Origin of the sequence: Streptomyces xanthophaeus (genome assembly GCF_030440515.1) — a bacterium.
GTDB lineage: Bacteria > Actinomycetota > Actinomycetes > Streptomycetales > Streptomycetaceae > Streptomyces > Streptomyces kutzneri.
Map to the genome: position 1 here is coordinate 1,434,831 of NZ_CP076543.1, position 25,653 is coordinate 1,460,483.

The 25,653-nt window shown below is 73.1% G+C and carries 21 protein-coding genes; 10 read left to right on the plus strand and 11 right to left on the minus strand.

Features of this window, described 5'->3' with window-relative positions; all coding sequences use genetic code 11:
* Nucleotides 1–11: 11 nt before the first annotated feature.
* The gene (gene ligD / locus KO717_RS06200; RefSeq protein ID WP_301364855.1) at nucleotides 12–1,031 is read right to left on the minus strand and encodes a non-homologous end-joining DNA ligase; all 1,020 of its coding nucleotides are present in this window, start codon (nucleotides 1,029–1,031) and stop codon (nucleotides 12–14) included.
* A 75-nt stretch (nucleotides 1,032–1,106) separates the two neighbouring features.
* On the opposite strand from ligD, the gene KO717_RS06205 reads away from it, so the two are divergent.
* Nucleotides 1,107–2,213, plus strand: coding sequence for an ATP-dependent DNA ligase (locus KO717_RS06205; protein ID WP_301364856.1), 1,107 nt, complete (start codon nucleotides 1,107–1,109; stop codon nucleotides 2,211–2,213).
* 45 nt (nucleotides 2,214–2,258) lie between these two features.
* Here KO717_RS06205 and KO717_RS06210 read toward each other — a convergent pair whose 3' ends face one another.
* Both KO717_RS06210 and KO717_RS06215 read right to left on the minus strand, forming a co-directional pair.
* Nucleotides 2,259–3,659 carry an FAD-dependent oxidoreductase gene (locus KO717_RS06210; protein WP_301364858.1) on the minus strand — a complete coding sequence of 467 codons (1,401 nt, stop codon included), beginning with the start codon at nucleotides 3,657–3,659 and terminating at the stop codon, nucleotides 2,259–2,261.
* A 142-nt stretch (nucleotides 3,660–3,801) separates the two neighbouring features.
* Nucleotides 3,802–4,785, minus strand: coding sequence for an NAD(P)/FAD-dependent oxidoreductase (locus KO717_RS06215; protein WP_301364859.1), 984 nt, complete (start codon nucleotides 4,783–4,785; stop codon nucleotides 3,802–3,804).
* Between the two features lie 66 nt (nucleotides 4,786–4,851).
* Here KO717_RS06215 and KO717_RS06220 point away from each other — a divergent pair, with 66 nt between their 5' ends.
* Nucleotides 4,852–5,469 (plus strand): helix-turn-helix domain-containing protein, encoded by a 618-nt coding sequence (locus tag KO717_RS06220; protein ID WP_301364860.1) that lies wholly within the window; start codon nucleotides 4,852–4,854, stop codon nucleotides 5,467–5,469.
* Nucleotides 5,466–5,957 carry a nucleotide triphosphate diphosphatase NUDT15 gene (locus tag KO717_RS06225; RefSeq protein WP_301364861.1) on the plus strand — a complete coding sequence of 164 codons (492 nt, stop codon included), beginning with the start codon at nucleotides 5,466–5,468 and terminating at the stop codon, nucleotides 5,955–5,957. Before KO717_RS06220 ends, KO717_RS06225 begins: the two co-directional genes overlap by 4 nt.
* Before the next feature lie 117 nt (nucleotides 5,958–6,074).
* Here KO717_RS06225 and KO717_RS06230 read toward each other — a convergent pair whose 3' ends face one another.
* The 4 genes from KO717_RS06230 to KO717_RS06245 form a co-directional block, all read right to left on the minus strand.
* Nucleotides 6,075–6,737, minus strand: coding sequence for a GOLPH3/VPS74 family protein (locus KO717_RS06230; RefSeq protein WP_301364863.1), 663 nt, complete (start codon nucleotides 6,735–6,737; stop codon nucleotides 6,075–6,077).
* Nucleotides 6,738–6,834: 97 nt separating this feature from the next.
* The gene (locus tag KO717_RS06235) at nucleotides 6,835–8,895 is read right to left on the minus strand and encodes an MDR family MFS transporter (RefSeq protein WP_301364864.1); all 2,061 of its coding nucleotides are present in this window, start codon (nucleotides 8,893–8,895) and stop codon (nucleotides 6,835–6,837) included.
* A 120-nt stretch (nucleotides 8,896–9,015) separates the two neighbouring features.
* Nucleotides 9,016–10,398 (minus strand): 6-phospho-beta-glucosidase, encoded by a 1,383-nt coding sequence (locus tag KO717_RS06240; protein ID WP_301364865.1) that lies wholly within the window; start codon nucleotides 10,396–10,398, stop codon nucleotides 9,016–9,018.
* A 133-nt stretch (nucleotides 10,399–10,531) separates the two neighbouring features.
* Nucleotides 10,532–11,521 carry a helix-turn-helix domain-containing protein gene (locus KO717_RS06245; RefSeq protein ID WP_301364866.1) on the minus strand — a complete coding sequence of 330 codons (990 nt, stop codon included), beginning with the start codon at nucleotides 11,519–11,521 and terminating at the stop codon, nucleotides 10,532–10,534.
* A gap of 217 nt (nucleotides 11,522–11,738) precedes the next feature.
* Between KO717_RS06245 and KO717_RS06250 the strand changes: the two genes are divergently transcribed.
* The 3 genes from KO717_RS06250 to KO717_RS06260 all read left to right on the plus strand — a co-directional run bounded on the left by KO717_RS06250 (nucleotide 11,739) and on the right by KO717_RS06260 (nucleotide 14,195).
* Nucleotides 11,739–12,407: a helix-turn-helix domain-containing protein gene (locus KO717_RS06250; protein ID WP_301364868.1), complete on the plus strand. Its 669-nt coding sequence runs from the start codon at nucleotides 11,739–11,741 to the stop codon at nucleotides 12,405–12,407.
* A 64-nt stretch (nucleotides 12,408–12,471) separates the two neighbouring features.
* Entirely contained in the window at nucleotides 12,472–13,029 is a 558-nt protein-coding gene (locus tag KO717_RS06255; protein ID WP_301364870.1) for a toxin-antitoxin system, toxin component, read from the plus strand.
* Nucleotides 13,026–14,195 (plus strand): MAB_1171c family putative transporter, encoded by a 1,170-nt coding sequence (locus KO717_RS06260; RefSeq protein WP_301364872.1) that lies wholly within the window; start codon nucleotides 13,026–13,028, stop codon nucleotides 14,193–14,195. Before KO717_RS06255 ends, KO717_RS06260 begins: the two co-directional genes overlap by 4 nt.
* Before the next feature lie 77 nt (nucleotides 14,196–14,272).
* Here KO717_RS06260 and KO717_RS06265 read toward each other — a convergent pair whose 3' ends face one another.
* Entirely contained in the window at nucleotides 14,273–15,055 is a 783-nt protein-coding gene (locus tag KO717_RS06265) for a DUF4239 domain-containing protein (RefSeq protein ID WP_301364873.1), read from the minus strand.
* A 70-nt stretch (nucleotides 15,056–15,125) separates the two neighbouring features.
* Nucleotides 15,126–15,722, minus strand: coding sequence for a hypothetical protein (locus KO717_RS06270; RefSeq protein ID WP_301364874.1), 597 nt, complete (start codon nucleotides 15,720–15,722; stop codon nucleotides 15,126–15,128).
* Between the two features lie 115 nt (nucleotides 15,723–15,837).
* On the opposite strand from KO717_RS06270, the gene KO717_RS06275 reads away from it, so the two are divergent.
* The 4 genes from KO717_RS06275 to KO717_RS06290 all read left to right on the plus strand — a co-directional run bounded on the left by KO717_RS06275 (nucleotide 15,838) and on the right by KO717_RS06290 (nucleotide 21,324).
* On the plus strand, nucleotides 15,838–17,622 hold the full coding sequence (locus KO717_RS06275; RefSeq protein WP_301364875.1) for a serine/threonine-protein kinase: 1,785 nt from the start codon (nucleotides 15,838–15,840) through the stop codon (nucleotides 17,620–17,622).
* A 105-nt stretch (nucleotides 17,623–17,727) separates the two neighbouring features.
* On the plus strand, nucleotides 17,728–19,308 hold the full coding sequence (locus tag KO717_RS06280) for a YfcC family protein (RefSeq protein WP_301364876.1): 1,581 nt from the start codon (nucleotides 17,728–17,730) through the stop codon (nucleotides 19,306–19,308).
* Nucleotides 19,309–19,366: 58 nt separating this feature from the next.
* The gene (locus tag KO717_RS06285; protein WP_301364877.1) at nucleotides 19,367–20,677 is read left to right on the plus strand and encodes a sensor histidine kinase; all 1,311 of its coding nucleotides are present in this window, start codon (nucleotides 19,367–19,369) and stop codon (nucleotides 20,675–20,677) included.
* Nucleotides 20,665–21,324: a response regulator gene (locus KO717_RS06290; RefSeq protein ID WP_301364878.1), complete on the plus strand. Its 660-nt coding sequence runs from the start codon at nucleotides 20,665–20,667 to the stop codon at nucleotides 21,322–21,324. Before KO717_RS06285 ends, KO717_RS06290 begins: the two co-directional genes overlap by 13 nt.
* A 272-nt stretch (nucleotides 21,325–21,596) precedes the next feature.
* On the opposite strand, the gene KO717_RS37310 is transcribed toward KO717_RS06290, so the two are convergent.
* Both KO717_RS37310 and KO717_RS06305 read right to left on the minus strand, forming a co-directional pair.
* Entirely contained in the window at nucleotides 21,597–24,248 is a 2,652-nt protein-coding gene (locus KO717_RS37310) for an MDR family MFS transporter (protein WP_367401508.1), read from the minus strand.
* A 40-nt stretch (nucleotides 24,249–24,288) separates the two neighbouring features.
* Nucleotides 24,289–25,596 carry a glycosyltransferase 87 family protein gene (locus tag KO717_RS06305; RefSeq protein WP_301364880.1) on the minus strand — a complete coding sequence of 436 codons (1,308 nt, stop codon included), beginning with the start codon at nucleotides 25,594–25,596 and terminating at the stop codon, nucleotides 24,289–24,291.
* Between the last annotated feature and the right edge of the window lie 57 nt (nucleotides 25,597–25,653).

The following is a 25,653-nucleotide window of genomic DNA, read 5'->3' on the forward strand; positions in this document are numbered from 1 at the left end:
CCCGTCGCCCGTCAGTCCTCGTGCTTCGCCCGGCTGGGCTGGACGCGCTTGGGCTCGCCCGGCATCTTCGGGTAGTCCGGGGGGTAGGGCATGTCCCCCAGGCCGTGCTCGTGTTCGTCGCGGGCCGCGAGTTCCAGTACGGCGTCCAGGGCGAAGGCGTGCTCGTCCATGTCCGCGTGCAGATCGCCCAGTTCGGCGAAGCGGGCCGGCATCGTCACGATGTCGAAGTCGCGGGGCTCCGCGTCGTCCACCTCGTCCCAGCGCAGCGGCGCCGATACCGGCGCGTGCGGGCGGGGGCGGACGGAGTAGGCGGAGGCGATCGTACGGTCGCGTGCCGTCTGGTTGTAGTCGACGAAGATCCGCTCGCCGCGTTCCTCCTTCCACCAGGCCGTCGTGACCTTGCCCGGCATGCGGCGTTCCAGTTCCCGGCCGAGGGCGATGGCGCACCGCCGGACCTCGGTGAAGGTCCAGCGCGGCTCGATCGGCACGAAGACGTGCAGTCCGCGGCCGCCCGAGGTCTTGGGCCAGCCGCGCAGACCCAACTCCTCCAGCAGAGCACGCAGTTCATGGGCGGCCGCCACCGCGTGGTGGTAGTCGGTGCCCGGCTGCGGGTCCAGGTCGATCCGGAGCTCGTCGGGACGGTCGGTGTCCTCGCGCCGCACCGGCCAGGGATGGAAGGTGAGGCACCCCAGGTTGGCCGCCCACAGGACGGCGGCCGGTTCGGTAGGGCAGATCTCGTCGGCCGTGCGGCCGCTCGGGAAGGCGATGTGGGCGGTGGGAATCCAGTCGGGAAGGTTCTTCGGTGCCCGCTTCTGGAAGAAGGACTCGCCCTCCACCCCGTCCGGGAAGCGCTCCAGCGTCGTCGGCCGGTTGCGCAGGGCGCGCGTGATGCCGGGCGCGACCGCCAGGTAGTACTCGGCCACGTGCCGCTTGGTGAGGCCGCGCTCCGGGAAGTACACCTTGTCCGGGCTGGACAGCCGTACCTTCCGCCCGCCCGCGTCCAGCTCGATCGCATTACCGGCAGCACCCATGTGCGCCACGGTAGGCGGGCCCGGTCGTCTGCGCATACCGGGCGGGTCCGGACGTACCACCGCAGAATCGGTGGCATGGATCTGCCAGTGATGCCGCCCGTGAAACCGATGCTCGCCAAGTCCGTCGCAAAGATCCCGCCGGGGATGCAGTACGAGGCCAAGTGGGACGGCTTCCGGGCCATCGTGCATCGCGACGGCGACGAGGTCGAGCTGGGCAGCCGCACGGGTAAGTCCCTGACCAGGTATTTTCCCGAGCTGGTCACGGCTCTCAAGAGCAATCTGCCCGCCCGTTGCGTGATGGACGGTGAGATCGTCATCGTCCATGACGGGCGCCTCGATTTCGACCGGCTGACCGAGCGGATCCATCCCGCGCAGTCCCGCGTCGCCCTGCTGGCCGAGACCACCCCCGCCAGCTTCGTCGCGTTCGACCTGCTCGCCCTGGGCGACGACGCGCTGCTCGACACCCCGCTCACCGACCGCCGTGCCGCCCTCGTCCGCTCCCTCTCCACCGCTCGGCCCCCCGTCCATCTCGCGCCCGCGACCACCGATCCCGCGCTCGCGCAGGAGTGGTTCGAGCGATTCGAGGGCGCCGGGCTCGACGGGGTGATCGCCAAACCCCTCGATCTCCTCTACCGGCCCGATGCCCGCCTCATGTTCAAGGTCAAACACGAACGTACCGCCGACGTCGTCGTCGCAGGTTTCCGTTTCCACAAGAGCGGTCCGATTGTCGGATCGCTGCTGCTCGGCCTGTACGACGTCCACGGCACCCTCCAGCACGTGGGCGTGTGCGCCGCCTTCCCCATGAAGCGCCGCGCCGAGCTGGTGGAGGAACTCGAACCCCTGCGGATGCCCGACCCGGCCGGCCACCCATGGGCCGCCTGGGCCGAGGAGTCCGCCCACGAGAGTGCCCGGCTGCCCGGCGCGCAGAGCCGCTGGACCGGCAAGAAGGACCTGTCCTGGGTGCCGCTGCGACCCGAGCGGGTCGTCGAGGTGAAGTACGACCACATGGAGGGCGACCGCTTCCGGCACACCGCCCAGTTCCACCGCTGGCGGGCCGACCGGACGCCCGAGAGCTGCACCTACGCCCAGTTGGAGGAGGTCGTCGGCTACGACCTCGCCGAGGTCCTCGGCCCCACCGCCGGCGCCACCGATGCCGACGGCGCCGACGGCGCCCCCGGCTGAGCGGCCGCCACCACGCGGCCGCCACCACCCCGCCTCGGCCCGCCGTCAGCCTGCCGTCAGCTTCTCCCACTCCTCCCGGTCCGGCCCCGTCGCGTTCGGCGCGTAGTGCGGCCGCGCCGCCAGCCAGCGCGCCACCCTGGCGCGGATCTCCGGATCCGCGTACGCGCGCTCCGGCGGATCCGCCAGGTGCCGGACCCTCGCCCGCGCCCGCATCACCTCCGGATCCTCCAGCGCACAGTCGAACAGCGCGGACACCTCGCGCGCCGTCCCGCCGCGCACCGCCCGGGTCGCGAAGCGCTCCCCGATGGCCGCGTCCGCGACGACCTGGAAGTCGAACCACGGCTTCAGGGTGCGCTCCGCCCAGGCGTGGTGATCGGCGGCGTACCGCGCCGATCCCGGGTCCCGGTGCGCCGTACGGGCCACCCTGCGCGCGGCCCACAGCGCGAGCGAGGTGCCCTGCCCGAGGGTCGGGTTGGTGTGCGTGATCGAGTCCCCGACCGGCACCAGCCCGCTCACGACCGGGCCCGCTTCGTCGACCAGCGCGCTCCACCGGTTGTCCAGGCTCGCCGTGGCCAGGACACCCGACAGCGGCTCGGCGCCCAGTCCCAGCCAGGCCGCGCCGGGCGGGAAGGCGCGCGCCGCCGCCTCGAAGACGGCGGGGTCGCGCAGCGCCGAGCGCGTGGAGTCGGCGGTGTGCACGAACAGGGTCACGGCGAACAGCCGGTTGTCGGCGGGGAAGACGGCGCATCCGGCGAAGGGCCCGCCGGTCACGGCCCACGGCCGGCGCGGCCCCTCGTCCATGCCCGCGGGCAGCCGGTACCAGCGGCAGAAGTACGCGAGCCCGGTGCGGTGCCGTTCCACGACGGGCGGCCGACAGCCCGCCTCGGCCAGCCTGCGCTCGGTGCCGCCACGCCGTCCGCCGGCGTCCACGACGAGGTCCCCCGGGTAGCTCCCGCTCTCGGTGGTCACTCCCGTCACCTGGATCCCGGCACCCTCGGACGCCTCCGGGACCGTGATCAGCCCGGTGACCGGCTCCCCGTACCGGACGACGGCCCCCGGTTCCGCGCGCAGCGCCGTGGCCAGCGCGCTCTCCAGCACGATGCGTCGGGCCTGCAGCATCACGAGGTCCTCGTCGCCCGGCCGCGCGGACGGACGTACGTCGAACCAGTCCAGCTCGTGCCGCTCGCGGGCGCCGAGCCGGAGCATCTCCTCGTGGACGTCGGGCAGATCACCGCGCAGGACGTTGCGGGCGGCTCCGAGCAGCACGTGCGGCTGGGCCGCCTGCGGTACGGTCGGCCGCCGCCAGCCGAAGAAGTCACGGTCGAGCGCCGTGCCCGCGGCCCGCGTATCGCGCTCGAACACCTCCGCCGTGTGTCCGCGCCGCGCCGCGAGCAGCGCGGTGGCGGCCCCCGCGACACCTCCGCCGATGACCAGCACATGTGCCATGGAGCGTCCCCCCGAGCCGTTGGACCGTACGACGATCACACCGCTCAGAGCCTGCGCGAACGGCAGCCGACCGAAACCCGCACAGATGTCCGAGAATCGATCCAGCGCTCGCCCCCGACGCCCCGGATGCCTCCGTCCCCGCTCAGACGCCCGCGCCCGCGCCCGCGCGGTGGGCCTGAACGGCCCGCCGGGTCTCCGCCTCGATCAGGTCGGCATTGATGGCCATCGCCGCCCGCACCCCCTGGGCTGCCGCGCCCGGAACCTTCTCCAGCGGGGAGGTCACATTGCCCGCGACCCAGACCCCGCGCAGGGCGGTGGCTCCGGTGTCCGGATCCGACTCGACGCAGGTGCCGATCGCCTCACCGTCCCGCGCCACCACCGTCGTCGGCAGGCCGAGACCGGTCAGGACACCCGAACGGGCGGTGAACCGCGGGGCGACCACCAGGGCCCGGCACTCCACCACGGCGCCGCCCGCCAGGGTCACGCCGGTCAGCCGGTCGCCCTGGACCGCGAGCCCGGTCACCTCGCCCTCGACGACCCGGACACCGAGGGCCGCCAGCAGTTCCCGGTCCTCGTCGGCGAGCCGCCAGGTGTGCGCGAGCAGGATGGTCCGCTCGCTCCACTGCCGCCAGAGCTGGGCCTGGTGCACGGCGAGGGGCCCGTCGGCCAGCACCGCGATCGGCCGGTCCCGGACCTCCCAGCCGTGGCAGTACGGGCAGTGCAGCACGTCCCGCCCCCAGCGCGCCCCGAGGCCCGGCACGGCAGGAAGCTCGTCCACCAGGCCGGTGGCGACCAGCAGCCGGCCCGCCCGGACGGTCCTGCCGTCCCCGCAGCGGACCAGGAAACTCCCGTCGGGCAGCCGGTCCGCGGCGACGGCCGTGCCCGGCCTGATCTCCCCGCCGTAGCCGGCCACCTCCTCGCGCCCCTTGGCCAGCAGCGCGGCCGGACTCTCCCCGTCCTGCCCCAGGTACCCGTGCATGTGCGCGGCCGGGGCGTTGCGCGGGCTGCCGGAGTCGATGACCAGTACCGAACGGCGGGCCCGGACCAGGGTGAGTGCCCCGGCCAGCCCGGCGGCCCCACCGCCCACGACCACCACGTCGAAGGAGCTGTCATGTGCGTCGTCCATACCTGCGAGGGTCCGCCCACGGCGGCCCGCTTGACAAATGTTGTTGCCGAAGCGGCAAATGGATCCATGGCCACCGAGGAGCAGGACGAGGAACTCGCCGGCGTGCTCACCGCCGTGGGCCCGCGGCTGCGCGCCCTGCGCCGGCAGCGCGGCACCACGCTGGCCCAGCTCAGCGAGACCACGGGCATCTCGCTCTCGACCCTGTCCCGGCTGGAGTCCGGGCAGCGCAGGCCGACGCTGGAGCTGCTGCTCCCGCTGGCCAGGGCGCACCGGGTGGCGCTCGACGAGCTGGTCGGCGCCCCGGAGACCGGGGACCCCCGGATCCGCCCGCGCCCCTTCGTCCGGCACGGCAGCACCTATGTGCCGCTGACGCGGAAGTTCAGCGGGGTGCACGCCTTCAAGCAGATCCTCCCGCCCCTCGAGGGTCCGCCGCCCGAGCCCGAGCTGCAGGTCCACGAGGGCTACGAGTGGCTGTACGTGCTCTCCGGACGCATCCGGCTGCTGCTCGGCGGGCACGACCTCGTCCTCGGCCCCGGTGAGGCCGCCGAGTTCGACACGCGCACCCCGCACGCCTTCTTCAACGCGGGTCCGCAGCCGGCGGAGTTCCTCAGCCTCTTCGGTCCCCAGGGCGAGCGGATCCATGTCCGGGCCCGGCCCACCCCTCCATCGGAAGGACGTCCATGAGCACCGCACCCGAACGCCCCGAGCGAGCCGTGCCGCAGCCCCATGCCGTGGTCGGCGTCGGACTGGTCGTCCTGGCGGCGGACGGCCGGGTGCTGCTCGGCCAGGCGCACGACGGCCGCTGGGAGCTGCCCGGCGGCAAGGTCGACCCCGGGGAGGGCTTCGAGCAGGCCGCCGCCCGGGAACTCGCCGAGGAGACGGACCTGCGGGCGGCCCCCGAGGCGATCCGGGTCCTGTCCGTGCAGATCGAGGCGCAGGCCGGCCTGACCCGGCTGACCGCAGCGGCCGTCACCACCTCGGCGGAGGGCGTCCCGGCCGTCACCGAACCCCACAAGATCACCCGCTGGCAGTGGTTCGCCCCCGCCGAGATTCCCTCGGCCCTCTACGTCCCGTCGGCGGCCGTGCTGCGTGCCTGGCGCCCGGACCTCACCGCGCTGCCGCACGTCCCCTCGTACGACTACCCGCTCTCGGGCCCGGCACCGACCGCCTGAACGTCCGCCGCGCGCCCGAACGGCCCGGTGCCGGACCGGCAGGCCTTTCCGGCCTCGCCAGGCCGTGTCCGCGGAGCCCCGCCCGCCGTTCGGGCTGGCCGGCGCTACAGACGTGACCTAGCTGGTGGCGGTCAGGACCGTCACCGCGGTCACGGCCACCATGGCGGCCTGCATGTCCCGGATGGCCGCCCGGACGCTCTCGGCCGCCCACTGGCCGGCGGCTATCTCCGCCGTCCTCGCGGTCACCTCGTCCGACGGCCGCCCGGGGAAGGCGAGCCGGTGCAGCTTGGCCGAGTGGATCAGGGCGATGAGGCCCGCCGTGCGCTCGTCCGGCTCGGCGCCGCCGAGGACGACTTCGCGGAGCCGCTCGCGCAGGGCACGCTCGACCGTGCCGTCCGCCTCCGGGTAGCGGCGCTGCGGGAACACCCCGAACACCTTGTGCACCTGCGCGACCACCAGCCCGCGCTCGCCCAGTCTCTCCAGGGCGGCGTTGACCGCCTTGGGCTGGTCCTTCGTCAGCCAGTCCGTCACCCGGCGCTTGCCGCGGCCCCGCAGCCAGGCCTCCATCAGGCGGATCCGGCCGTCGAGCAGTTCTTCCCCGGTGGACTCGGTGTTCCTGAGCTCCAGGTACTTGCCCGAGACCGACACCCGCTCCGCCATGACGAGTTCGAGCAGGAACGCGCCGGCCACGGCCCAGCCCGCCGACTGCCGCTGCCGCGCCGCCCCGGACTCGTCGTCCAGGGACAGCAGCATGATCTCCTCGGCCAGTGTGATCCTCACGAGCGGCCCCCCGTCGTCCGTCTGCGGTCCGGCTGTCCTACTGCCTCGTAGGGGATGACGAGCGGCCGACCCCCGAGGTTCCCTTCCGGGCCCGGTCCTACCGCCGCACCACCACCTTTGGCGCGAAGTTGCCCTCCCCCAGGTCCTCCGCGAGCAACCGCTTGGCGATCGCGTCCGCCGCCACCCGCAGCTCGGCGCTCCGCGGCCGCCCCCGGTCCTTCTCCAGCTGGTCCCCGAGCCAGCGGGCCCACGCCTTCGAGATGACGTCGGCCTCCCGCTGCCCGGCCGCGGTGAGGGTGACGAAGCCGTCCTCGCGGCTGACGAAGCCCTCGTCGGCCATCCGCTCGTAGACCGGGATCAGCACCTCCGGCGGCAGGGACCGGCGGCCGGCGATCAGTCCGAGGCTGGCATGGCCGACGGTCCGGGTCATCAGCTCCACCTGCATCACCGCCCAGGCGCCCGCGATGTCCAGCCGGGTGTCGGAGCCCTTGACGATCCCCCGCGCCGTGTCCGCGCCCATGTTCCGTACGAGCTTGCCGACGGCCAGCTCCAGCAGCTTGGCCGAATCCCCCGAGGCCGTGGCCGGTGAGCCGAACCCGTCGCCCATGTCCGTGGACCCGGCCCGGGCGCTGTCGCGCAGCCGCACCTGTTTGAGGAAGAGCGCCACGACGAAACCGAACGCGGCGACCGGCACGGTGTACAGGAACACCGTCTGCAGGGCCTGCGCGTACGCGTCGATCACCGGGGCCGCGACCGCCGGATCGAGCCGGTGCACCCCTTCGGGGGTGGACGCGGCCCTGGCCAGCTGCTCCGGATCCTGCCCGGAGAGCCGCGCCGCCTCCGCGTACGCCGCCTCCAGTCCGGGCCCCAGGTGGTTCGCGTAGATCGTGCCGAAGACCGCCGTCCCGAAGGCGCTGCCGAGCGTACGGAAGAAGGTGACGCCGGAGGTGGCCGTGCCCAGGTCGGCGTAGTCGACGGTGTTCTGCACGGCGATGGTCAGCACCTGCATGGACAGGCCGATGCCCACACCGAGCACGAACATGTACAGCGATTCGAGCAGGGTGCTGGTCCCCGGCCCCATCCGCGACAGCAGGTACAGGCCGACGCCCATGACCGCGTTGCCGACGATCGGGAAGATCCGGTACTGGCCGGTCTTGCTCACGACGTTGCCGCTGAAGACCGAGGCGATCAGCAGGCCGATGACCATGGGCAGGGTCCGGACGCCCGAGATCGTGGCCGAGTCCCCGTCCACGTACTGGAGGTAGGTCGGCAGGAAGGTCATCGCGCCGAGCATCGCGAATCCGACGACGAAGCTCAGGACGGAGCACACGGAGAAGACCGGATTGCGGAAGAGCCGCATCGGCAGCATCGGTTCCACGGCGCGGGTCTCGGCCAGGCAGAACAGCGCCAGCGCGACCGCGCCGCCTGCGAACAGGCCGATGATGACCGGCGAGGTCCAGGCGTATTCGTTCCCGCCCCAGCTGGTGGCCAGGATCAGCGCGCTGGCGCCGGCGGCGACCAGCGCGATGCCCAGGTAGTCGATCACCGGCTTGCCCGAGGCCCGGACCGCCGGGATCGTCCTGGCCGCCGCGATGACGACGAGGATCGCGATCGGGACGTTGACGTAGAAGCACCAGCGCCAGCTCAGCTGGTCGGTGAAGAACCCGCCGAGCAGCGGGCCGATGACGGTGGCGACCCCGAAGACGGCTCCGATCATGCCCTGGTACTTGCCGCGTTCGCGCAGGGGCACCACATCGGCGATCAGCGCCATCGCGGTGACCATGAGGCCGCCGGCCCCGATGCCCTGGACGCCGCGCCACACGATCAGGAAGGTCATGTTGCCGGACAGGCCGCACAGGAAGGAGCCGCTGATGAAGACGATGGCGGAGATCTGGAAGATCAGTTTCCGGCCGAAGAGGTCGCCGAACTTGCCGACCAGGACCGTCGCCACGGTCTCGGCGAGCAGGTAGGAGGTCACCACCCACGACATGTGGTCGCCACCGCCGAGATCCCCCACGATCGTGGGCAGCGCGGTGCCGACGATCGTCTGGTCGAGCGCCGCCAGCAGCACGCCGAGCATGATCGTGCCGAAGATGACGTTGCGCCGCCGCCGGTCGATCTCGGGGGGCGCGGGGGCCGTGGCGGGGGCAGTGGTCACCCTCGCACTGTCACAGCGCGCCCGCCGGGTCGCATGCGGCGCCGAGCCGAACGGGGGACGCGCGCCGCGCCGGACGGAGGATGCCCGCCGCCCCGGACGGGCGGGCCGCGTGGGCCGGGATCAGCGCAGGTAGGCCAGGCCCGGGTGCTCCGCCGCGTACCCGTCGAGCAGCCGCCGGGCCACCCCCACCGAGTCGACCAGCGGATGGAGCGCGAAGGCCTTGACCGCGTCCGCCCGTGAACCGCTCGCGGCCGCCGCCAGGATCTCCCGCTCGACCGCCTTGACCGCAGTCACCAGCCCCACCGCGTGCAGGGGCAGCTGTGCGACGCCCACCGGGTGGGCGCCGTTCGCGTCGACCAGGCAGGGCACCTCGATGACGGCCTCGGCGTCGAGGACGGACAGCGTCGAGCGGTTCCGGACGTTCAGGATCAGCGTGGCCCGCTCGTCCCGGGCGATGGCCCGCATGAGCGCGAGCGCGACCTTCTCGTAGCCCCCGGATTCGAGGTCGCTCTCCTCGCGGTCCGGGGCACCGGCCGCCTCACGGTTCTCGGCCATGTACGTGGCCTCGCGCTCGGCCCGGGTACGGTCCCAGGCGGCCAGCGCCGCTCCGGCCGGCGCGCCCGCCCGGCCGGCCTCGGCGTAGAAGCCGCGCTGCTGATCGCGCAGGAAGGCCCCGCGCGTCTGCTTGGCCTCCTGGTACGCCCGTACCGTGTCACGGTTGAAGTAGTAGTAGTGCAGGTACTCGTTGGGGATCGCGCCGAGCGAGCGCAGCCATTCGGCCCCGAAGAGCCGGCCCTCCTCGAAGGACTCCAGAGCCTCGGTGTCGGCCAGCAGCCGGGGCAGCTCGTCACGGCCGCCGATGCGCAGCCCGCGCACCCAGCCCAGGTGGTTGAGGCCGACGTAGTCGATCCAGGCCTCCTGCGGGCGGGCGCCCAGCAGCCGGGCGATGCGCCGGCCGAGGCCCACGGGGGAATCGCAGATGCCGATCACCCGGTCGCCGAGCTCCTCGGCCATGGCCTCGGTGACCAGCCCGGCCGGGTTGGTGAAGTTGATGACCCACGCCTCGGGAGCCGTACGGGCGATCCTGCGGGCGATCGCGCGCGCCACCGGCACGGTCCGCAGGCCGTACGCGATCCCGCCCGCACCCACCGTCTCCTGGCCCAGGACTCCCTCGGCCAAGGCGATCCGCTCGTCCGCGGCGCGCCCGTCCAGGCCGCCGACGCGGATGGCGGAGAACACGAAATCGGCCCCGCGCAGGGCCTCGTCGAGGTCCGTGGTGACCGTGACGGACGGGGCGTCCACCGCCGGGGCGTCCACCGCCGGTTCGGCCGCCGACGCGGCCGAGGCCTGATCGCGGAGCACACGGGCCATGGCGGTGAGCCGCGCCGGGTCCTCGTCGTACAGCGTCACATGGGACACCCTGCCCTCGGCGCGGTCGCCGAGCAGAGCTCCGTAGACGAGCGGTACCCGGAAGCCGCCCCCGCCGAGGATCGTCAGCCGCACGCCCCTACCGCCTTTCGCCAGTGCAGATCCCGTTGCCGGCGCCACCGTGACGGCCGGTGCCACGATCGATGACACGATCGGTGACACGAATAGCCACGGCACACGACCGCCGGCACCAGTCTGCCCCGGTCGGTCACTCCACCGGCGACGGCACGGCGCGCAGCCTGGCGCCCTGCTGCTGCGTGAAGCCGGCGCCGCCGCGGACGGGGCCCCTCGGTGCGCCCGTGGGCGTCGAGAGGATCAGGGTGATGCGGGTCAGCCCCATTTCGCCGAGCATCCGGCTGGTCTCGGCCACCATCCGGCACCGCACCAGCCCCCACCGCGGGTCGGGGTGGCGCACGGTGCGCACCGCCCCGTCGAGCTCGGCGGCGTCGGTCCCGTGCGTGCTCAGCCAGTGCGGCACCCCGTACCGGTAGGCGGCCTCCATGAACGGGTCACGGGCCACCTCCTGGCGGATGCTGCGCAGCCCCTCGTCCTCGGGAGCCCCGGCCAGCGCGGTCGCGAACTGGGCCAGCAGCGGTACGCACCAAGCCGGTTCGTGGTCCTCCAGCACGGCGGCCGCGTCCGGGTGGAACAGCACGAAGCGCAGGAAGTTGTCGTCCGGCAGGGCCGTCGGGTGCGGTCTCACCGACTGGAAGAGCTGGTCGAAGGCCGAGTTGGTCAGGGCCACGTCCCAACGGTGGTCCACCAGGAAGCTCGGGTACGGCACGGACTCCATGAGGGCCGCGTAGTCGCACAGGTAGTCGCGCTGCGCCGGATCCTCGGGCAGCCGGTTCTCCTCGGCGGCCCGCCATGTGGGCGGCGGATCGCGGTCGACCATGACGCGGAACAGCCAGAAGCACTGGCGCTCGCTCATCTCCAAGGCCTCGGCCAGGGCGAGGAGTTTGCGGTCCGTCCACTCCTTGACCAGACCTCTTTCCCAGTTCCCGTACGCGCGCACGCTGATGCGCAGCCGGGCGGCAAGGTCTTCCTGGCTCAGGCCCAGCTCCTCGCGGCGCTGGCGCAAAATCTCCTTGCGTCGCTCCGACCGGACGGCTCCGCGGGCGGGTTCCTCGCCCGCCAGCCGCTCTTCACCGGCTCGGGCGAGTCCATCGGACGGGCCCACCGCTGCGAGATGTGGCACTGAGAGCTCCCCCTCCTCCGGTCTGGATCTTCATTTCCGTGTGGCGATCCTGCTACCGACTTCATTCGAGTGTCAACTATTGTGGCAATTCCAGCCTCTTGACAGCTCATTCCCGCCACAGCTGTGGCACGTTCTAGCCCTTCCGGGCAAGAGCGGCTAGATTCCAGAAGCCGACCATGTGCCCATACCGACTTCGCGCGATCTAGGAGAACCACTGGTGACAGACGGCTTCCCGGCTCCCGTCGCGGTGGCCAACGCACCCATGGCAGCCACCATCACGCGAGTCGCCGAACTCGCGGGCAAGATGGGCCGCGACCTGAACCAGGTCTTCGACCTGCGGCGGCTCTCCGAGGCCTCCGGCGTACCCACGGACGTGGTCAGGAACCTGCTCGACGGCAGGCCGGCCGGCGAACCCGATCTGCAGACCCGGTTCCTCCAGCGTCTCGACCTGCTCCGGCGGACACGTGTCAAACCGAACGGCCGCCGCTACACGCAGCAGGAGATCGCGGACGGCGCCGGCATGTCCCGGCAGCAGGCCGGAGCACTGATCAACGGCGACCGGCGCCCCACCATGGAACACTGCGACGCGATCCAGCGGTTCTTCGGAGTGCACGCGGGGTTCCTCACGGCACACGACTCCGACGCCCTCACCGACGCGCTCCAGCGGACCGAGCAACAGCTGCTCCAGGACTACGCGGGGCGGGCGCGGGAAACCGTACCGGCCTCGGCCGCATCGGCGGGCGATCCACTGGCAAGACTCCTCCAGAACCACGGTGTACGGGGCATCGCCTGGCGCGCCGCCCAACTGCCCAGCGACAAGCACCGGGACAAGGTGACCGAATGGCTGGACATGCTCCTCGAAAGCGTCAAACCGAACGAATCCTGACCCAGTCGAAAGTCTGGGTCTGATCCTTGAGTCCTGATCCGGATCCGCGCCGACGGGGAGAACGGTGAGCATAGGCAGAGAGCAGCGGCGGTTGTGCGGGGAGCTGGTGGCCGGGATCCGGCTGACCGCGCCCGTGGAGCCCGTGGACCTCTACGCTGCCCTCTGCGAGGGCATGAGCAGACACCGCGGCCGCCGGGTGGACTTCCGGATGGCCTCGTTCCCCCCGCGGACGGCCAGCGGCCTGTGGCTCGACATGGCGGACCGCGATCTCGTGGTCATCGAGGAGCGCACCGCGCCGGACCACCAACTGGTCATCCTGGGCCACGAGCTGTGGCACATGAAGGCCGGCCACTGCAGCCACCACGTCGACGGCGCCGCCGTCGCCGCGCGGCTGCTGACCGACGAGGCCGACATCGGCGAGACCGTGCGCCGCGTCGCCGCGCGCACGCGCGCCGATGTCCAGGAGGAGACCGAGGCCGAATCCTTCGGCTTACTGCTGGGTAGTCGGTGTCGGAACTGGCTCGCCGGATCGGCCGGCCACCGCGCTCCGGTCCAGCGTGATCAATTGGCGGGCCGGATCGAGGCTTCGCTGGGCTACCGGGGGCACAGGAACGAGCGTTGAACGGCAAGGACTACTACATACCGGCGGCCGCGATGGCGGTCTCACTCGCCTTCAAGCTGCCGGCCCTGCGGCACAACTGGCGCGACCCGCTCCTTCGATCGGTCGTCGCCCTGCTGACCCTGGCGGGAGCGGTGTTCGCCTTCGCCGCGCCGCCCACGATCGCCGCGGTCAACCGCTGGACCGGGATCGTCAACGTCTCGGCCCCCCTGGTCTACTGCCTGATCACCGCTTTCAGCGCCTCCTGCCTGATCCTGATGGTCAACTGGCGGGGCGGCCCGCCCGAACAGACCCGACGCGTCTCGCGCCGCTGGATCCTGGGCTACAGCGTGGTCGTCGTCGCCCTGATCGTGCTCTTCGCCCTCGGTGAGACCCCGGTTGAGCGGCTGCGCGACTTCGACACCTACTACGCGAACACGCCCTACATCGGCCACATGATCGCCCTCTACCTGCTGGCGCACTGCGTGGCCGCGGTGGTGATGGTGGTCCTGTGCTGGCGCTGGTCGCTCCAGGTCCGGGGCTGGCTGCGGGTCGGCCTGGCGATCATCGTCGCCGGCTACATCTTCAACCTCGCCTACGACGCCACCAAGATGACCGCGGTCGTCGCCCGCTGGTCCGGTCACAACCTGGACGACCTCAGCACCTACGCCGCTCCGCCGCTCGCCTCCCTCGGAGCGCTGATCAGCGCGATGGGCTTCGTGGTCCCGCTCGTCTGCCAGCGCTTGTCGGACCACTGGCAGACCTGGGCGACGTACCGTCGGCTCGGCCCGCTCTGGCACGAGGTGCAGATCTCCGCGCCCGGAGGCACGCCCTCCGTACAGATGGCCTGGTGGTCCGCCGCGGAACTGCGGGTGATCCAGCGCGAGTCGGACATCCACGACGGCTTCCTGCACCTCGGGCCGTACTTCGACAAAGGCCTCGGCGACGACGCCTACGAGAGCGCCGTCGCCGAGGGAGCCGACGAGGAGACGGCCCGCGCCGTCGCCGAGGCCGCCATGGTCGCGGCCGCCGTACAGGCCCGCTCCGCCGACCCCGACGGAAAGATCACCGGAGAGGAGGACGAGACCCTCCTCGACACCGCCGACGGTCCGCGCGACCTGCTGCGGATCTCCGACGCGCTGCGGCACTCGCCGGTGGTGCAGGCGGTCCGGCGAGAGGTGACCGTGTAGCGGCGGCCGGAGGGTGGCGTGCCGACCGGGCCCGGCACGACCGGCAACCCCCCCGGGCGACGCCCGCCGGCCGTCCTTCAGCGGCTGGCGACGGACGCCGCCGCGGTGGCAGGGAACAGGTCCTGGAACGGTGCGGCCGAGTCGATCCCCTCCCGCCCGTACGGCGCGTCGAAACTCCACACCATGAAGAGCAGGAACACGATCAGCGCGCTGAACAGTCCGGCGAGCAGCAACTCCCGGCCGGAGCGGCGGATCTGCAGGGTGAAGATCAGCCCGACCGTGACCAGCCCGCCGACCAGCAGCCCGAACCACACCACGCCCGGCAGTGTGGACTCGGAGCTCTGCGTCCGCGAGTGCCGCGCGTCGTCGGCGGCCGCGATGTGGTCCAGCAGCGGCTGGTAGGCCTGCGCCTGGAGCTCGTTGGCCGGGCTCTGGTGCGTGACGTCGGTGCGCAGCTTGCCGAGCAGTGCGGCGCCCTCGGCCGAGGCGCTGTCGCCGGAGGTCAGCCGCGGCCAGTCCACGGCGACGGTGTGGGAGACGTACGCGTCCACCTCGCCCCGGATCCGGTCGCGGACGGCCGCCGGGTAGACGTCGGCGCGCTGGGTGACCTCGTACAGGGCCTGGGCCTCACGGCGCACGCTGTCCTCGGCGGCGCCGCGCGCCTCCCAGACGCCGGCGATGGCCAGGCCCAGCACGATCGCGTAGACCACGCCCACCATCATCGTCATGTACTCGATGACATCGGGGGTTTCGCTGGTGTCCTCGTCGTCGGCGGCCCGGCGGTGCCGGATCGCGGTGATGGCGAGGACGAGGGCGCAGACGAGCGCCATGGCGATGGCCAGGACCAGCCATTCGGACACGTGGATTCTCCCGGTGTGGATCGGTGGATCGGTGGATCGGGCGGACGGGGGTGTGCAGGGGCTGCGGCGGTCAGCTGCGGCTCTTGGAGCGGGGGCGCAGTGCGGCGGCGGCGAGGACGGCCGGAGTGGTGACGACGACCATGAGCATCACGGTGGACATCCCGCCCGGGCCGCGCCGTTCCAGGGCCACCGAGCGGTACGGACGCACGTGGAAGGCGCTCACCCGTGCGGCGGCGGCCCTGGCCGCGGGCGGGGCGGGTGCCTCGGCCGACGCCGGTTCGTCCCGGACCCCGGGACCCGCCGCGGGCTCCGGCGGCTCCGCCTCCCCGGCCCTTGCCTCCGCGGAACGCTCCGCGGCCGCGCCCGGCGGACGCGGCTGCGCGGGCTCGGCCGGCCGCGCGGGCCGCCCCGTGGGGGTGGCGGACTCCGCGGGCCGCCCCGGGTGACGCACGGTCGGCCGCTCGGCGCCGGGCACGGCCACCCGTACCGAAGGCCACCCGGACGGCGGCCGGAAGACCGGCCTCTCCGGCACCCCGGCAGGCACGCACAGATCGACGCGGGCCCCGTAGCCGTCGCCGTCGTCCTCGCCCGCGACCGCCACATGGCCCTGCAACGGGCAGAGCACGGCCACCAGGCCCGCCCCGGCGAAGTACTGCCAAGCGGTCACCGCGCGCCTCCCGAAATCCGCAGCAGAAGTAAGGGCTACCGCTGAAGAAACGATCAAGGGGCGGCTTCGACACGCCGCGGACGGGTGCTGATCCGCGATGCGGCATGATGTCGCCATGGGGACCGAGGGGGCGAACGCCCGTCTGATCGCAGGGCGCTACCGGCTGGACGCCAAGCTCGGACGCGGTGGCATGGGCATCGTGTGGCGCGCCACCGACCTGTTGCTCGGCCGGAACGTCGCCGTCAAGGAGGTCGCGCTCGACCCCGCGCTGTCCGGGGAAGAGGCCCGGCACCAGCGTGAGCGCACGCTCCGCGAGGCACGGGCGGCCGCGCAGCTCAAGCACCCCCACATCATCGTGGTGCACGACATCGTCGAGGACGGCGAACTCCCGTACATCGTCATGGAACTGGTCGAGGGCGGTTCCCTCGCCGACCGGCTCTCCCGGACCGGCCCGGTGGACGTCGTCGAGGCGGCCCGGATCGGGATCGCGCTGGTCGGCGCGCTGCGCACGGCGCATTCGGCCGGGGTGCTGCACCGGGACATCAAGCCGGCGAACGTCCTGCTGGAGGCGCCGGGCGGGCGGCCCGTGCTCACCGACTTCGGCATCGCGCAGGTGTCGGGCGCCACGACGCTGACCACCACCGGATCCTTCGTCGGTTCACCCGAATACACCGCGCCCGAACGGATGTCGGGGCAGACGCCGGCGGGGCCCGAGGCCGATCTGTGGTCGCTGGGCGCCCTGCTGTGCGCGGCCCTCAGCGGCGCCTCGCCCTTCCGGCGGGACTCGCTCGGCGGGATCCTGCACGCGGTGGTCTTCGACGAGATCCGGCCCCCGGAAGCGTGCGGCCCGCTGCTGCCGGTGGTGCGGGGGCTGCTGGAGCGCGATCCGGCCGGGAGAATCGGCGCGGAGCGGGCGGAGCAGATGCTGCGGGACTGCGCGGATGCGGCGGCGCAGTACACCCCGACGCGGTACGACCCGGCCCCGCACAGCCCTACGCGGTCCGCCGCGGCCCCTCAGGACTCCGCCCCGCGGACCGCGGCCCCGCAGACCCCGGCCCCGCCCGGTCCGGCCCCGCACGCCCCGGCCCTGCCCGGTCCGGCGCAGCCCGGCGCGGCCCGCCCGGCATCCGCCCCGGAGTCCGCGCCGACGCCGGTATCGGCCCCCGTACCGGCACCGGCGCCCGTGTCCGGGCCCGTACGCACCCCCGGGAAGCGGCGGCCGGGAGCGGCGCTGATCGCCGGTCTGCTGGTGGCCGCGATCGCCGGTGCGGGTGTGTCCGCCGCGCTGCTCATGAACAACAGGGAGCACGGCGGGCAGACGTCCACGAGCGGGGCGGCCGGCCGGCCGCAGGCACCCACTTCCGCACCCGCCTCCGCACCCACCTCTGCACCTACCTCCGCCGCGACCGGCGAGAAGATCGACACGGTCTCCCCCTCGTCCGACGACAAGCCCGCACCCGCCGGCTACCGCGTCGTCACCGATCCGCAGGGCTTCTCGCTCGCGGTCCCGCTCGGCTTCACCCGCAAGGTGGAAGGTCCGCGGATCTTCTACATGTCACCCGGTGAGACCTTCCGCATCGGAATCAAGGTGGCCGAGCCCGAGTCGGGCGGCCCGCTCGCCGTCCATCAGCGCGCCCACGCCAAGGGGCCGGGGACCAACCCCGGTTACCGTGACGCCGAGGTCGTGGCCACCTCGCAGAACGGCCGGCAGGCCGCCCTGTGGCTGTTCACCTGGGACGGCTTCTCCACGGCCGAGGGCCCGCGGCACACCCGCGACCTGTGCTGGGAGGAGGACGGCCGCCTCTACGACGTGTGGGTGTCCTCACCGGTCCGCCAGGGCGACGAGGCCCGCGGCTACTTCGACACCGCGGTGCGGACCTTCGTGCGCACCGGCGGCTGACACCCGCCGCCGCGCTCCGGTTCACCCGCCAGGCGCAGCCCACCACGCCACCAGCTCCTCCCCCGCTCCATGATCGGGGGAGCGGACCGGCGGACCCTCTCAGGGATGGTGGCGGATGGAACCGGACAGCCGAGGCACCCGTTGAGCACGGCTCCCCCGGCCCCCGCCGATCCGGCTCCGTCCCCGGCCCCGGAGGAGCCCGCGGGCAAGGGCTTCAGCTTTCCGAGCGCGCTGACCGTTCTGGCTGCGGTCACGGTGGCGGTCTGGCTGCTGGCCTTCTTCGTCCCGGCCGGCCGGTACGACCGCAACGCCGACGGTGCCCCCGTCTCCGGCACCTACCACCAGGTACCGGACACCCAGAGCTTCACCGACCGCCTGAACGACCTCTTCCTCGCCCCCGTCAACGGCCTCTACGGCATCCGGGACGAGAAGACGGGCGAGGTCGGCCCCACCTTCAGCGGCGAGCTGTACGGCAGCGCGGGCGTCTTCCTCTTCGTCCTCGCCATCGGCGCGTTCATCACCGTCGTCTTCGCCACCGGCGCCCTCGACCGCGGCATCGCCCGCCTCGCCCACCGGCTGCGCGACCGCGGCACCCTGCTGATCGCCGCCGTGATGCTGGTCTTCTCCGTCCTCGGCACCGTGGAGGGCTTCGCGGAGGAGACCCTCGGCTTCTACGGTCTGCTGGTGCCGATGATGCTGGCCCTCGGCTACGACCGGATGGTCGCCGTCGGCACGGCCATCCTGGGGGCGGGGATCGGTGTCCTGTGCTCCACCGTGAACCCCTTCGCGACCGGCGTGGCCTCGGCCGCCGCCGACATCTCGCTGGGCGACGGCATCGCACTGCGCTTCGCGATGTGGGTGGTCCTGACGGCCGTGACCATCCTCTACGTCGTCCGGTACGCGAAGCGCGTCGAGAGGGACCCGGCCAGGTCCGTGTGCGGGTTCCTCCCGGGCGACCGGGAGCAGAAGGCGACAGGAGCCGAGGAGGCGGCTCCGGAACTGACCCGGCTGCACCGGCTGGTACTGGTCCTGGTCACCGTGGTCTTCGCCTTCATGATCTTCTCGGTGGTCCCCTGGGCCGGCGCACTCACCGGCGAGGCGGACGCGGCCCCGTACGCCTGGGAACTGGGCTGGTCCTTCCCGGAGCTCTCGGCGCTGTTCCTGTGTGCCGCGGTGCTGGTGGGTCTGGTGGCACGGATGGGGGAGGCGAAGATCAGCGCCACGATCGTCCAGGGCGCCGCGGACTTCATCTCCCCGGCCCTGGTCATCATGCTGGCGCGCGGGGTCACCGTCATCATGAACAACTCCAGGATCACCGACACCGTCCTGCACTCCATCGAGGACGTGGTGAAGGGCACCTCGTCCGGGCTCTTCGCGGTGATCGTCTTCCTGGTCAACCTCCCGCTGGCCTTCCTGATCCCCTCCACCTCCGGCCACGCCACGCTCGTCATGCCCATCCTGGCCCCGCTCGCCGACTTCGCGGGCGTCTCCCGGGCGCTGGTGGTCACGGCCTGGCAGTCGGCCAGCGGCTGGATGAACCTGTGGGTCCCCACCTCGGCCGTGACCATCGGCGGTGTGGCCCTGGCCAAGGTCGGCTACGACAAGTACCTGCGGTTCGTCTGGCCCCTGCTGGCCATCCTCCTCGTGCTGATCTGCGGCTTCCTGGCCCTGGGCGCAACCATGTGACGGCACGTCATCGCCCCGCAGGGATCAGGGCCCGACGTCTCACCTAGGCTGGGGAGACATGTCCGACTCCCCGCCCCTCCCCCGATCCGCCGACCCGCCACCGGTCGCCGTCCTCGCCGCGATACGCCGGCCGCTGCGCTTCCTCGGCTCGTGGTGGCCCTGGCGGTGCTGGGCGTACCTGGGCAGCGGGTTCCTCATCGGCTATCCCGTACTGGTCGTCCTCGTCCTGCTCCTCGGGTTCGGGGTGGCGCTGGCGGCCGTCGGAATCGGGCTGCTGCTCCTGCTGGGCGCCGTCGTCGCCGTGGTACCGCTGGGGGCGCTGGAGCGGTGGCGGCTGCGGTGGGTGGAGCCCGAGCCCGTGCCGGACCCGCGCTCCTCCCTCGCCGGGGCCGGTGCCGCGGCCTGGCTGCGGACCCGGCTGCGTGAGCGGGCCACCTGGCGGGAGTTCGCGTACGCCGTCCTGCTCGGGCCGGTCTTCGGGGCGGCCGGGTTCGCCGTGGTCACGCTGCTGGCCTTCGCCCTGATCCTCGTCGCGACCCCGGCGATCGTGTGGGCCATCGCCCCGGACACGGTGATGCTGATCCCCGGCCGGCCTGTCTCCGGGCCGCTGGAGGCCCTGGGCGGCACGGCCGTCGGACTGGCCGGGACGGTGGTGGCGGCGTACGCGGGTGCCCTGCTCGCCGGGGCCCAGGTGAAAACCGCCCGGCTGCTGCTCGGACCTCGTGTGGAGGCCGACCGGATCCTGGAGCTCACCCGCTCCCGGGTGCGCCTGGTCGACGCCTTCGAAGCCGAACGGCGGCGCATCGAGCGGGACTTGCACGACGGTGCGCAGCAGCAGCTGGTCGCCCTCAGCATGACCCTGGGCCTCGCCGAGCTGGAACTGCGCGCCATCCCGCAGGCGGCCGAAGCCGCCGCCCTGGTGGCCCGGGGGCGCGGTGAGGCCAAGGTCGCCCTGGAGCAACTGCGCGACCTCGTAAGGGGTATCCACCCGCAGGTCCTGACCGACCACGGGCTCGCGGCGGCCGTCGCCGAGGTGGCCCTGCGCCATCCCGTACCGGTGACCGTGGACCTCGACGTGCCCCGGCTGGCCGAACCCGTCGAGATCACGGCGTACTTCACCGTCACCGAGGCGCTCGCCAACGCGGCCAAGCACAGCGGTGCCTCGCGCGTCGCCGTCGTCGGTAAGGTCGAAGGTGACCGGCTCACTCTCACCGTCACCGACGACGGCCGCGGCGGCGCCGATCCCGGCGCGGGAGCGGGCCTGGCGGGCCTCGCGGACAGGGTGGCGATGTTGAAGGGCAGGCTGGTGGTGTCCAGTCCGGTGGGCGGACCGACCCGACTCCGGGTGGAGGTCCCGTGCTCCGGCTGATCCTCGCCGAGGACTCCGTACTGCTGCGCGCGGGGCTGACGGAACTCCTCACCCGGGGCGGGCACCAGGTCCTCGCCGCCGTCGGGAGCGCCGAGGAGCTCGTGCGGGCGGTGGAGGCGCAGCGGCCGGACGCCGTGGTGACGGATGTGCGGATGCCGCCCGGCTTCCGCGACGAGGGCCTGCGGGCCGCACTCGAACTCCGCTCCCGGGACGCCACGTTGCCCGTGCTCGTGCTCTCGCAGTACGTGGCCACGGCCTACGCCACGCAGTTGCTCACGGGCGCCTCGGCGGCCGGGCTGGGCTATCTCCTCAAGGACCGGGTCGGCGAGGTGGCCGAGTTCCTCGACGCCCTCCAGCAGGTCGCCGAGGGCCGTACGGTCATCGACCCGGAAGTGGTACGGGTCCTGCTCAGCCGGCAGTCCGAGGAGCGGCCGCTGGCCCGGCTGACCCCGCGCGAGCGGGAGGTGCTGACCCTGATGGCCTCGGGGCTCAACAACCAGGCCCTGGCGGCACGGCTGTTCATCACCGAGGCCGCCGTCGTCAAACACGCGTCCAGCATCTTCATGAAGCTCGACCTGGACGCCACCGAGGGCAACCGCCGGGTCCTGGCGGTCCTGGCCCACCTGGCGGGCCAGGACACCTCCTGAGGGCTGTCCCGCATCCGGTGCCGGGCAGGCGCGCAGCCACGCCCGGTACGGGCGGTGTCAGCTGCTGGACCCGGTGCTCGTGTTCGACGCCCGCCCGGGGAAGGTTGCCGCGGAGGTGTCTCCACCCGTCGACGCGGCCGACGAATTCCAGGTGCTGCTGCTCGGGACCGACTGCGTCCACCCGGAACGCGAGGCAGTGAGGACCGTCTTCGCCGCACATGCCTCCGCGTTGCGCGCGTTGCCGGAGGGCGAGACCCTTCCGGACGGACTGATCAGTTCGGACGGTCGCGCGTGCCTGCTCCGGGCTGTGGGACCACGTCGATACCCCTGCTCACTCCCCGCGGCCGGAGCGGGGCGCCGGTCCTGATCAGCAGGGCGGTCGGCAGGGCCGCGAGCAGGAGGACGCCGACCGCGCACCAGAGGGTGGTGGTGTAGGAGGCGAGCAGCCGGGCGAACACGTCGGTGTCGTCCGAGACCTGGCTCATGCGGTTCATGAGGACGGTGCCGAGCACCGCGCCGCCGATCGACTGCCCCAGATGGTGGGCCGCGCCCAGGGCCGCCGAGGCCGCACCCGTGTGCTGCGGGGCCACTCCGGCGGTCGCGATGGCGTAGAGCGGGACGAGGGTCAGGCCCAGGCCGATGCCGGTGAGCAGCATGCCCGGCAGCACCCCGATCGTGTACGTGGCGGCGCCGCCCACACCGGCCAGCAGGGCCAGACCGAGGGCCGTGACCAACAGGCCCGGCAGGATCAGGACGCGCGGCGCGAGGCGGGGCAGCAGGCGCGCGGAGACCTGGGTGGCGGCCACGAGGGCCGCGGCGGCCAGGGGCAGATGGGCCGTACCGGACACGCCCGGGCCCTCGCCGCGGATCTGCTGGGCGAAGAAGCCCAGGGCCGGGAGGAGGGCGACCACGGCGACGCCGGTGCAGAGGAGGACCAGGAGGGCGGCGAGGCGGCTGCGGTCGGCGAGGACGTACGCCGGGAGCAGCGGGCCGGACGTCCGGGTCTGCCACCACAGGAAGGCGGCGAGCAGCACGATGCCGCCCACGATCAGCGACAGGCTCAGGGCGAGGCTCCAGCCGACCGTCTCGACCTCGGCGAGGCCGTAGGTCAGGGCGGCGGATCCCGCCGTGCCGAGGAGTACGCCGAGTCCGTCGAACCGGGCGCCGGTGCGGCCCGGACGGCCGGGCAGCAGGGTGAGCGCGCCGATCAGGGCGAGCACGGCGAACGGAACGACCGACCACAGGGCCCAGCGCCAGTCCAGGGTCTCGGCGAGCCACCCGCCGGTGAACACGCCGAGCGTACCGCCGCCCGCGGCGACCGCCGTGTAGATCCCGAAGGCCCGGCCGCGTTCGCGCGGGTCGGTGAATCCGGTGGCAACCAGGGACAGCGCGGCCGGGACGAGCAGGGCGGCGAAGGCGCCCTGCAGGGCACGGGAGGTGATCAGCAGCCCGGAGCTGTCGGCGGCGCCGCCGAGTACGGCGGCCACCGCGCATCCGATCAGGCCGGTCACCAGCATCCGCCGGGCCCCGAGCAGGTCGACGAGGTGCCCGCCGAGCAGCAGCAGTCCGCCGAGGGCGACCAGGTAGGCGCTGAAGACCGGACCGAGGCCGTCGTAGCCGAGGCTGAATTCGGCATGGATCCGCGGTCCGAGCAGGTTGAACTGCGCCGCTTCGACCAGCACCAGCAGCTGTGTCAGGGCGAGGACCGCGAGGCCCCACCAGCGCCTCGGGTGCGGGGGCGCGGGGAGGGGCGGGTCGCCGGGGACGGTGCCCGGGGGCGGGCCGAATCCGTCCGCGGGACCGAAGTGGCCGGGGGCCGTGGGGGCGTACGCGGGCGGCGGAGGCGGTGTCCGGTACGGGGAGGCGTCCTGCCGGGACTGCGGCGGCACGAGGCGGGGATCCGACGTCTTCTCGACGGGCGTCTTCTCGACGGGGCTCTTCTCTGCGGGGGTCTTCTCTGCGGGCGTCTCTTCGACCGGGGCCCCGCCGACGGCTCCCGCTCCGGCTCCGGCTCCTACGGGTGACGCCGGGGCGTAGTCCAGCAACTGCGCCGCATGTCGGCCCAGTTGGGCCAGCACCTTGCCGGGGAGCCATTCCCCATCGACGTCCGCCGCCGTACGCTCCGCCACCTCATCGGGGGTGGGCCGCCGGGCCGGGTCCTTGTGCAGGCACGCGCCGACGAGGCCGGCCAGCGAATCCGGAACCCCGGTCAGGTCCGCCTCGTCCTCGGCGACCCGGAAGAGGTGGGCGTTCAGACCGGTGTCCTTGGCGCCGAAGAGCATGCGCCCCGTGGCGGCGTACACGAGGACTGCACCGAGGCAGAAGACATCGCTGGCGGGGGTCAGTTCGAGACCGCGGACCTGTTCCGGGGACATGAACCCCGGCGAACCGATCAGCATGCCGGTGCGGGTGTGCAGGCTGTCCCCGGTCAGGCTGTCCATCGCCCGCGCGATGCCGAAGTCGATGACGCGGGGCCCGTCGACGGTGACGAGCACGTTGGAGGGCTTCAGGTCGCGGTGGATCAGACCCGCCTCGTGCACGGCCCGCAGGGCGAGGGCGAGCCGGTTGGCGAGGGTCCGCACCGAATCCTCGGGCAGCGGACCGAACTGCCGGGCGACCACGGTCTGCAGGTCGGGCCCCGGGATGTACTGGGTCGCCACCCAGGGCACGGCGGCCTCGGTGTCGGCGTCGAGCACCGCCGCCGTCCAGCTGCCGCCCACCCGCCGCGCGGCGGCCACCTCGCGGGCGAACCTCCGGCGGAATTCCGGGTTCCCGGCGAACTCCGTCTGGACCACTTTCACGGCAACGGTACGGCCGCCCTCGGAGCGGCCCAGATAGACCAGTCCCATGCCACCCGCACCCAGCCGGGCGATCAGGCGGTACGGTCCAATACGGCTCGGGTCTTCGGCGATCAGCTGATCCACGGACCGAAGGATAGTGCAACTATCCAATGTGCGGGGACCATCAGGCGAAATGCCTTCCCGGCCGCTCGCCGCGCACCTCCGGCCGTCCGTCCGACAGCCGGTGCCGGAGCCGGAGCCCGTCCCTGTCGCGGACCCGGTCCCGGTCCCTGTCCCTGTCCCTGTCCCGGAACGAGCCCGTCACCACGCGCGAGACGCCGGGTATGGCCACCGAGCGGGCCCAGACCACGAGCAGGACCGGCAGCGCCAGGTAGCCGAAGCGGCCCGCCGGGGCCAGGAGGAAGGCCAGTGTGAGGCCGAGGGCGAGGCGGTCGGCGGCGGCCGCCACCGTACGCGGCGGCCGGGCGAGCAGGGAGAGGGCCACCGCGAGGCCTCCCGCCAGCAGCAGGCCCACCGTCAGGTACCAGCCCCAGGATCCCAGTCCGGCCAGCAGGTGCCCGGGCAGCGGGCTGCTCGCCGGGGTCGGCACCTCCGCCCGCCCGGTGGGGAAGGCGAACACCTGGCGCCACAGCTCCGCCGGCTGGAGCAGTACCGCCGGCAGCACCAGCAGGGCCGTGCCGCCGGCCGCCACCAGCGCGCAGCGCACCGCCGGCCGCCCGCCCCGGCAGACCGCGAGCAGGGCGACGGCCACCGCGACCGCGGGCAGCGCCGTCCACTTCAGCGCGCACGCCCCGGCGAGGGCCGCCCCGGCCAGGACGGGCCGCCCGGCTGCCGCGGCCGCCAGCGCCAGGCAGCAAAGTCCGGCCAGCGGCAGGTCCACCCCGCTCACCGCCAGGGGCAGCGCCACCACCGGCGAGGCCACCAGGACCGGCAGCAGCCGGTCCCCTGCACCGCCGGGTGTACGGCCCGGCCCGCCACCCAGCAGCCGCCGGGCCGCCCACAGGCAGCCGAACAGCACGGCCGCGCACCAGATCCGGGCGTCCCCCAGCAGCCGTACCGCCCAGCCGTCGCCGCTGCCGTCGCCCCCGAGCAGCGCCCGCGGTATGCCGAGCAGCGCCATGCCCGGCAGGTACGGCGTGTACTCCTCGACGTGCGCGGGCCGGTCGACGTAGAGCCGGCCGGACTCCAGCAGGAGCCGCGCGGACCGTTCGACGACCGTCACCTCCGACTGCCCCTGCCCCGTCAGGACCAGCCACAGCAGTGGTACGGCGACGGCGCCCAGCAGGGCGGTGGCGAGCGCCGCACGACGGCGGCCGAGTGCGGTGGCCGCCGCGGCCCCGAGGTATCCGGCGGCGGCACACCAGCCCCACAGCCGGTGCGGCGCCAGCGAGGAGAACAGGGGGAAGGACAGCGCCCACACGGCGGCGAGCAGCCAGCCGGTGGCCCACCGGGCGGTAAGGGAAAAGGTCATGGGCCCATTCCAGCCGCGGGGCCCGGCCGGGTCTGCACAGCCAGGTCGACGGTCGGC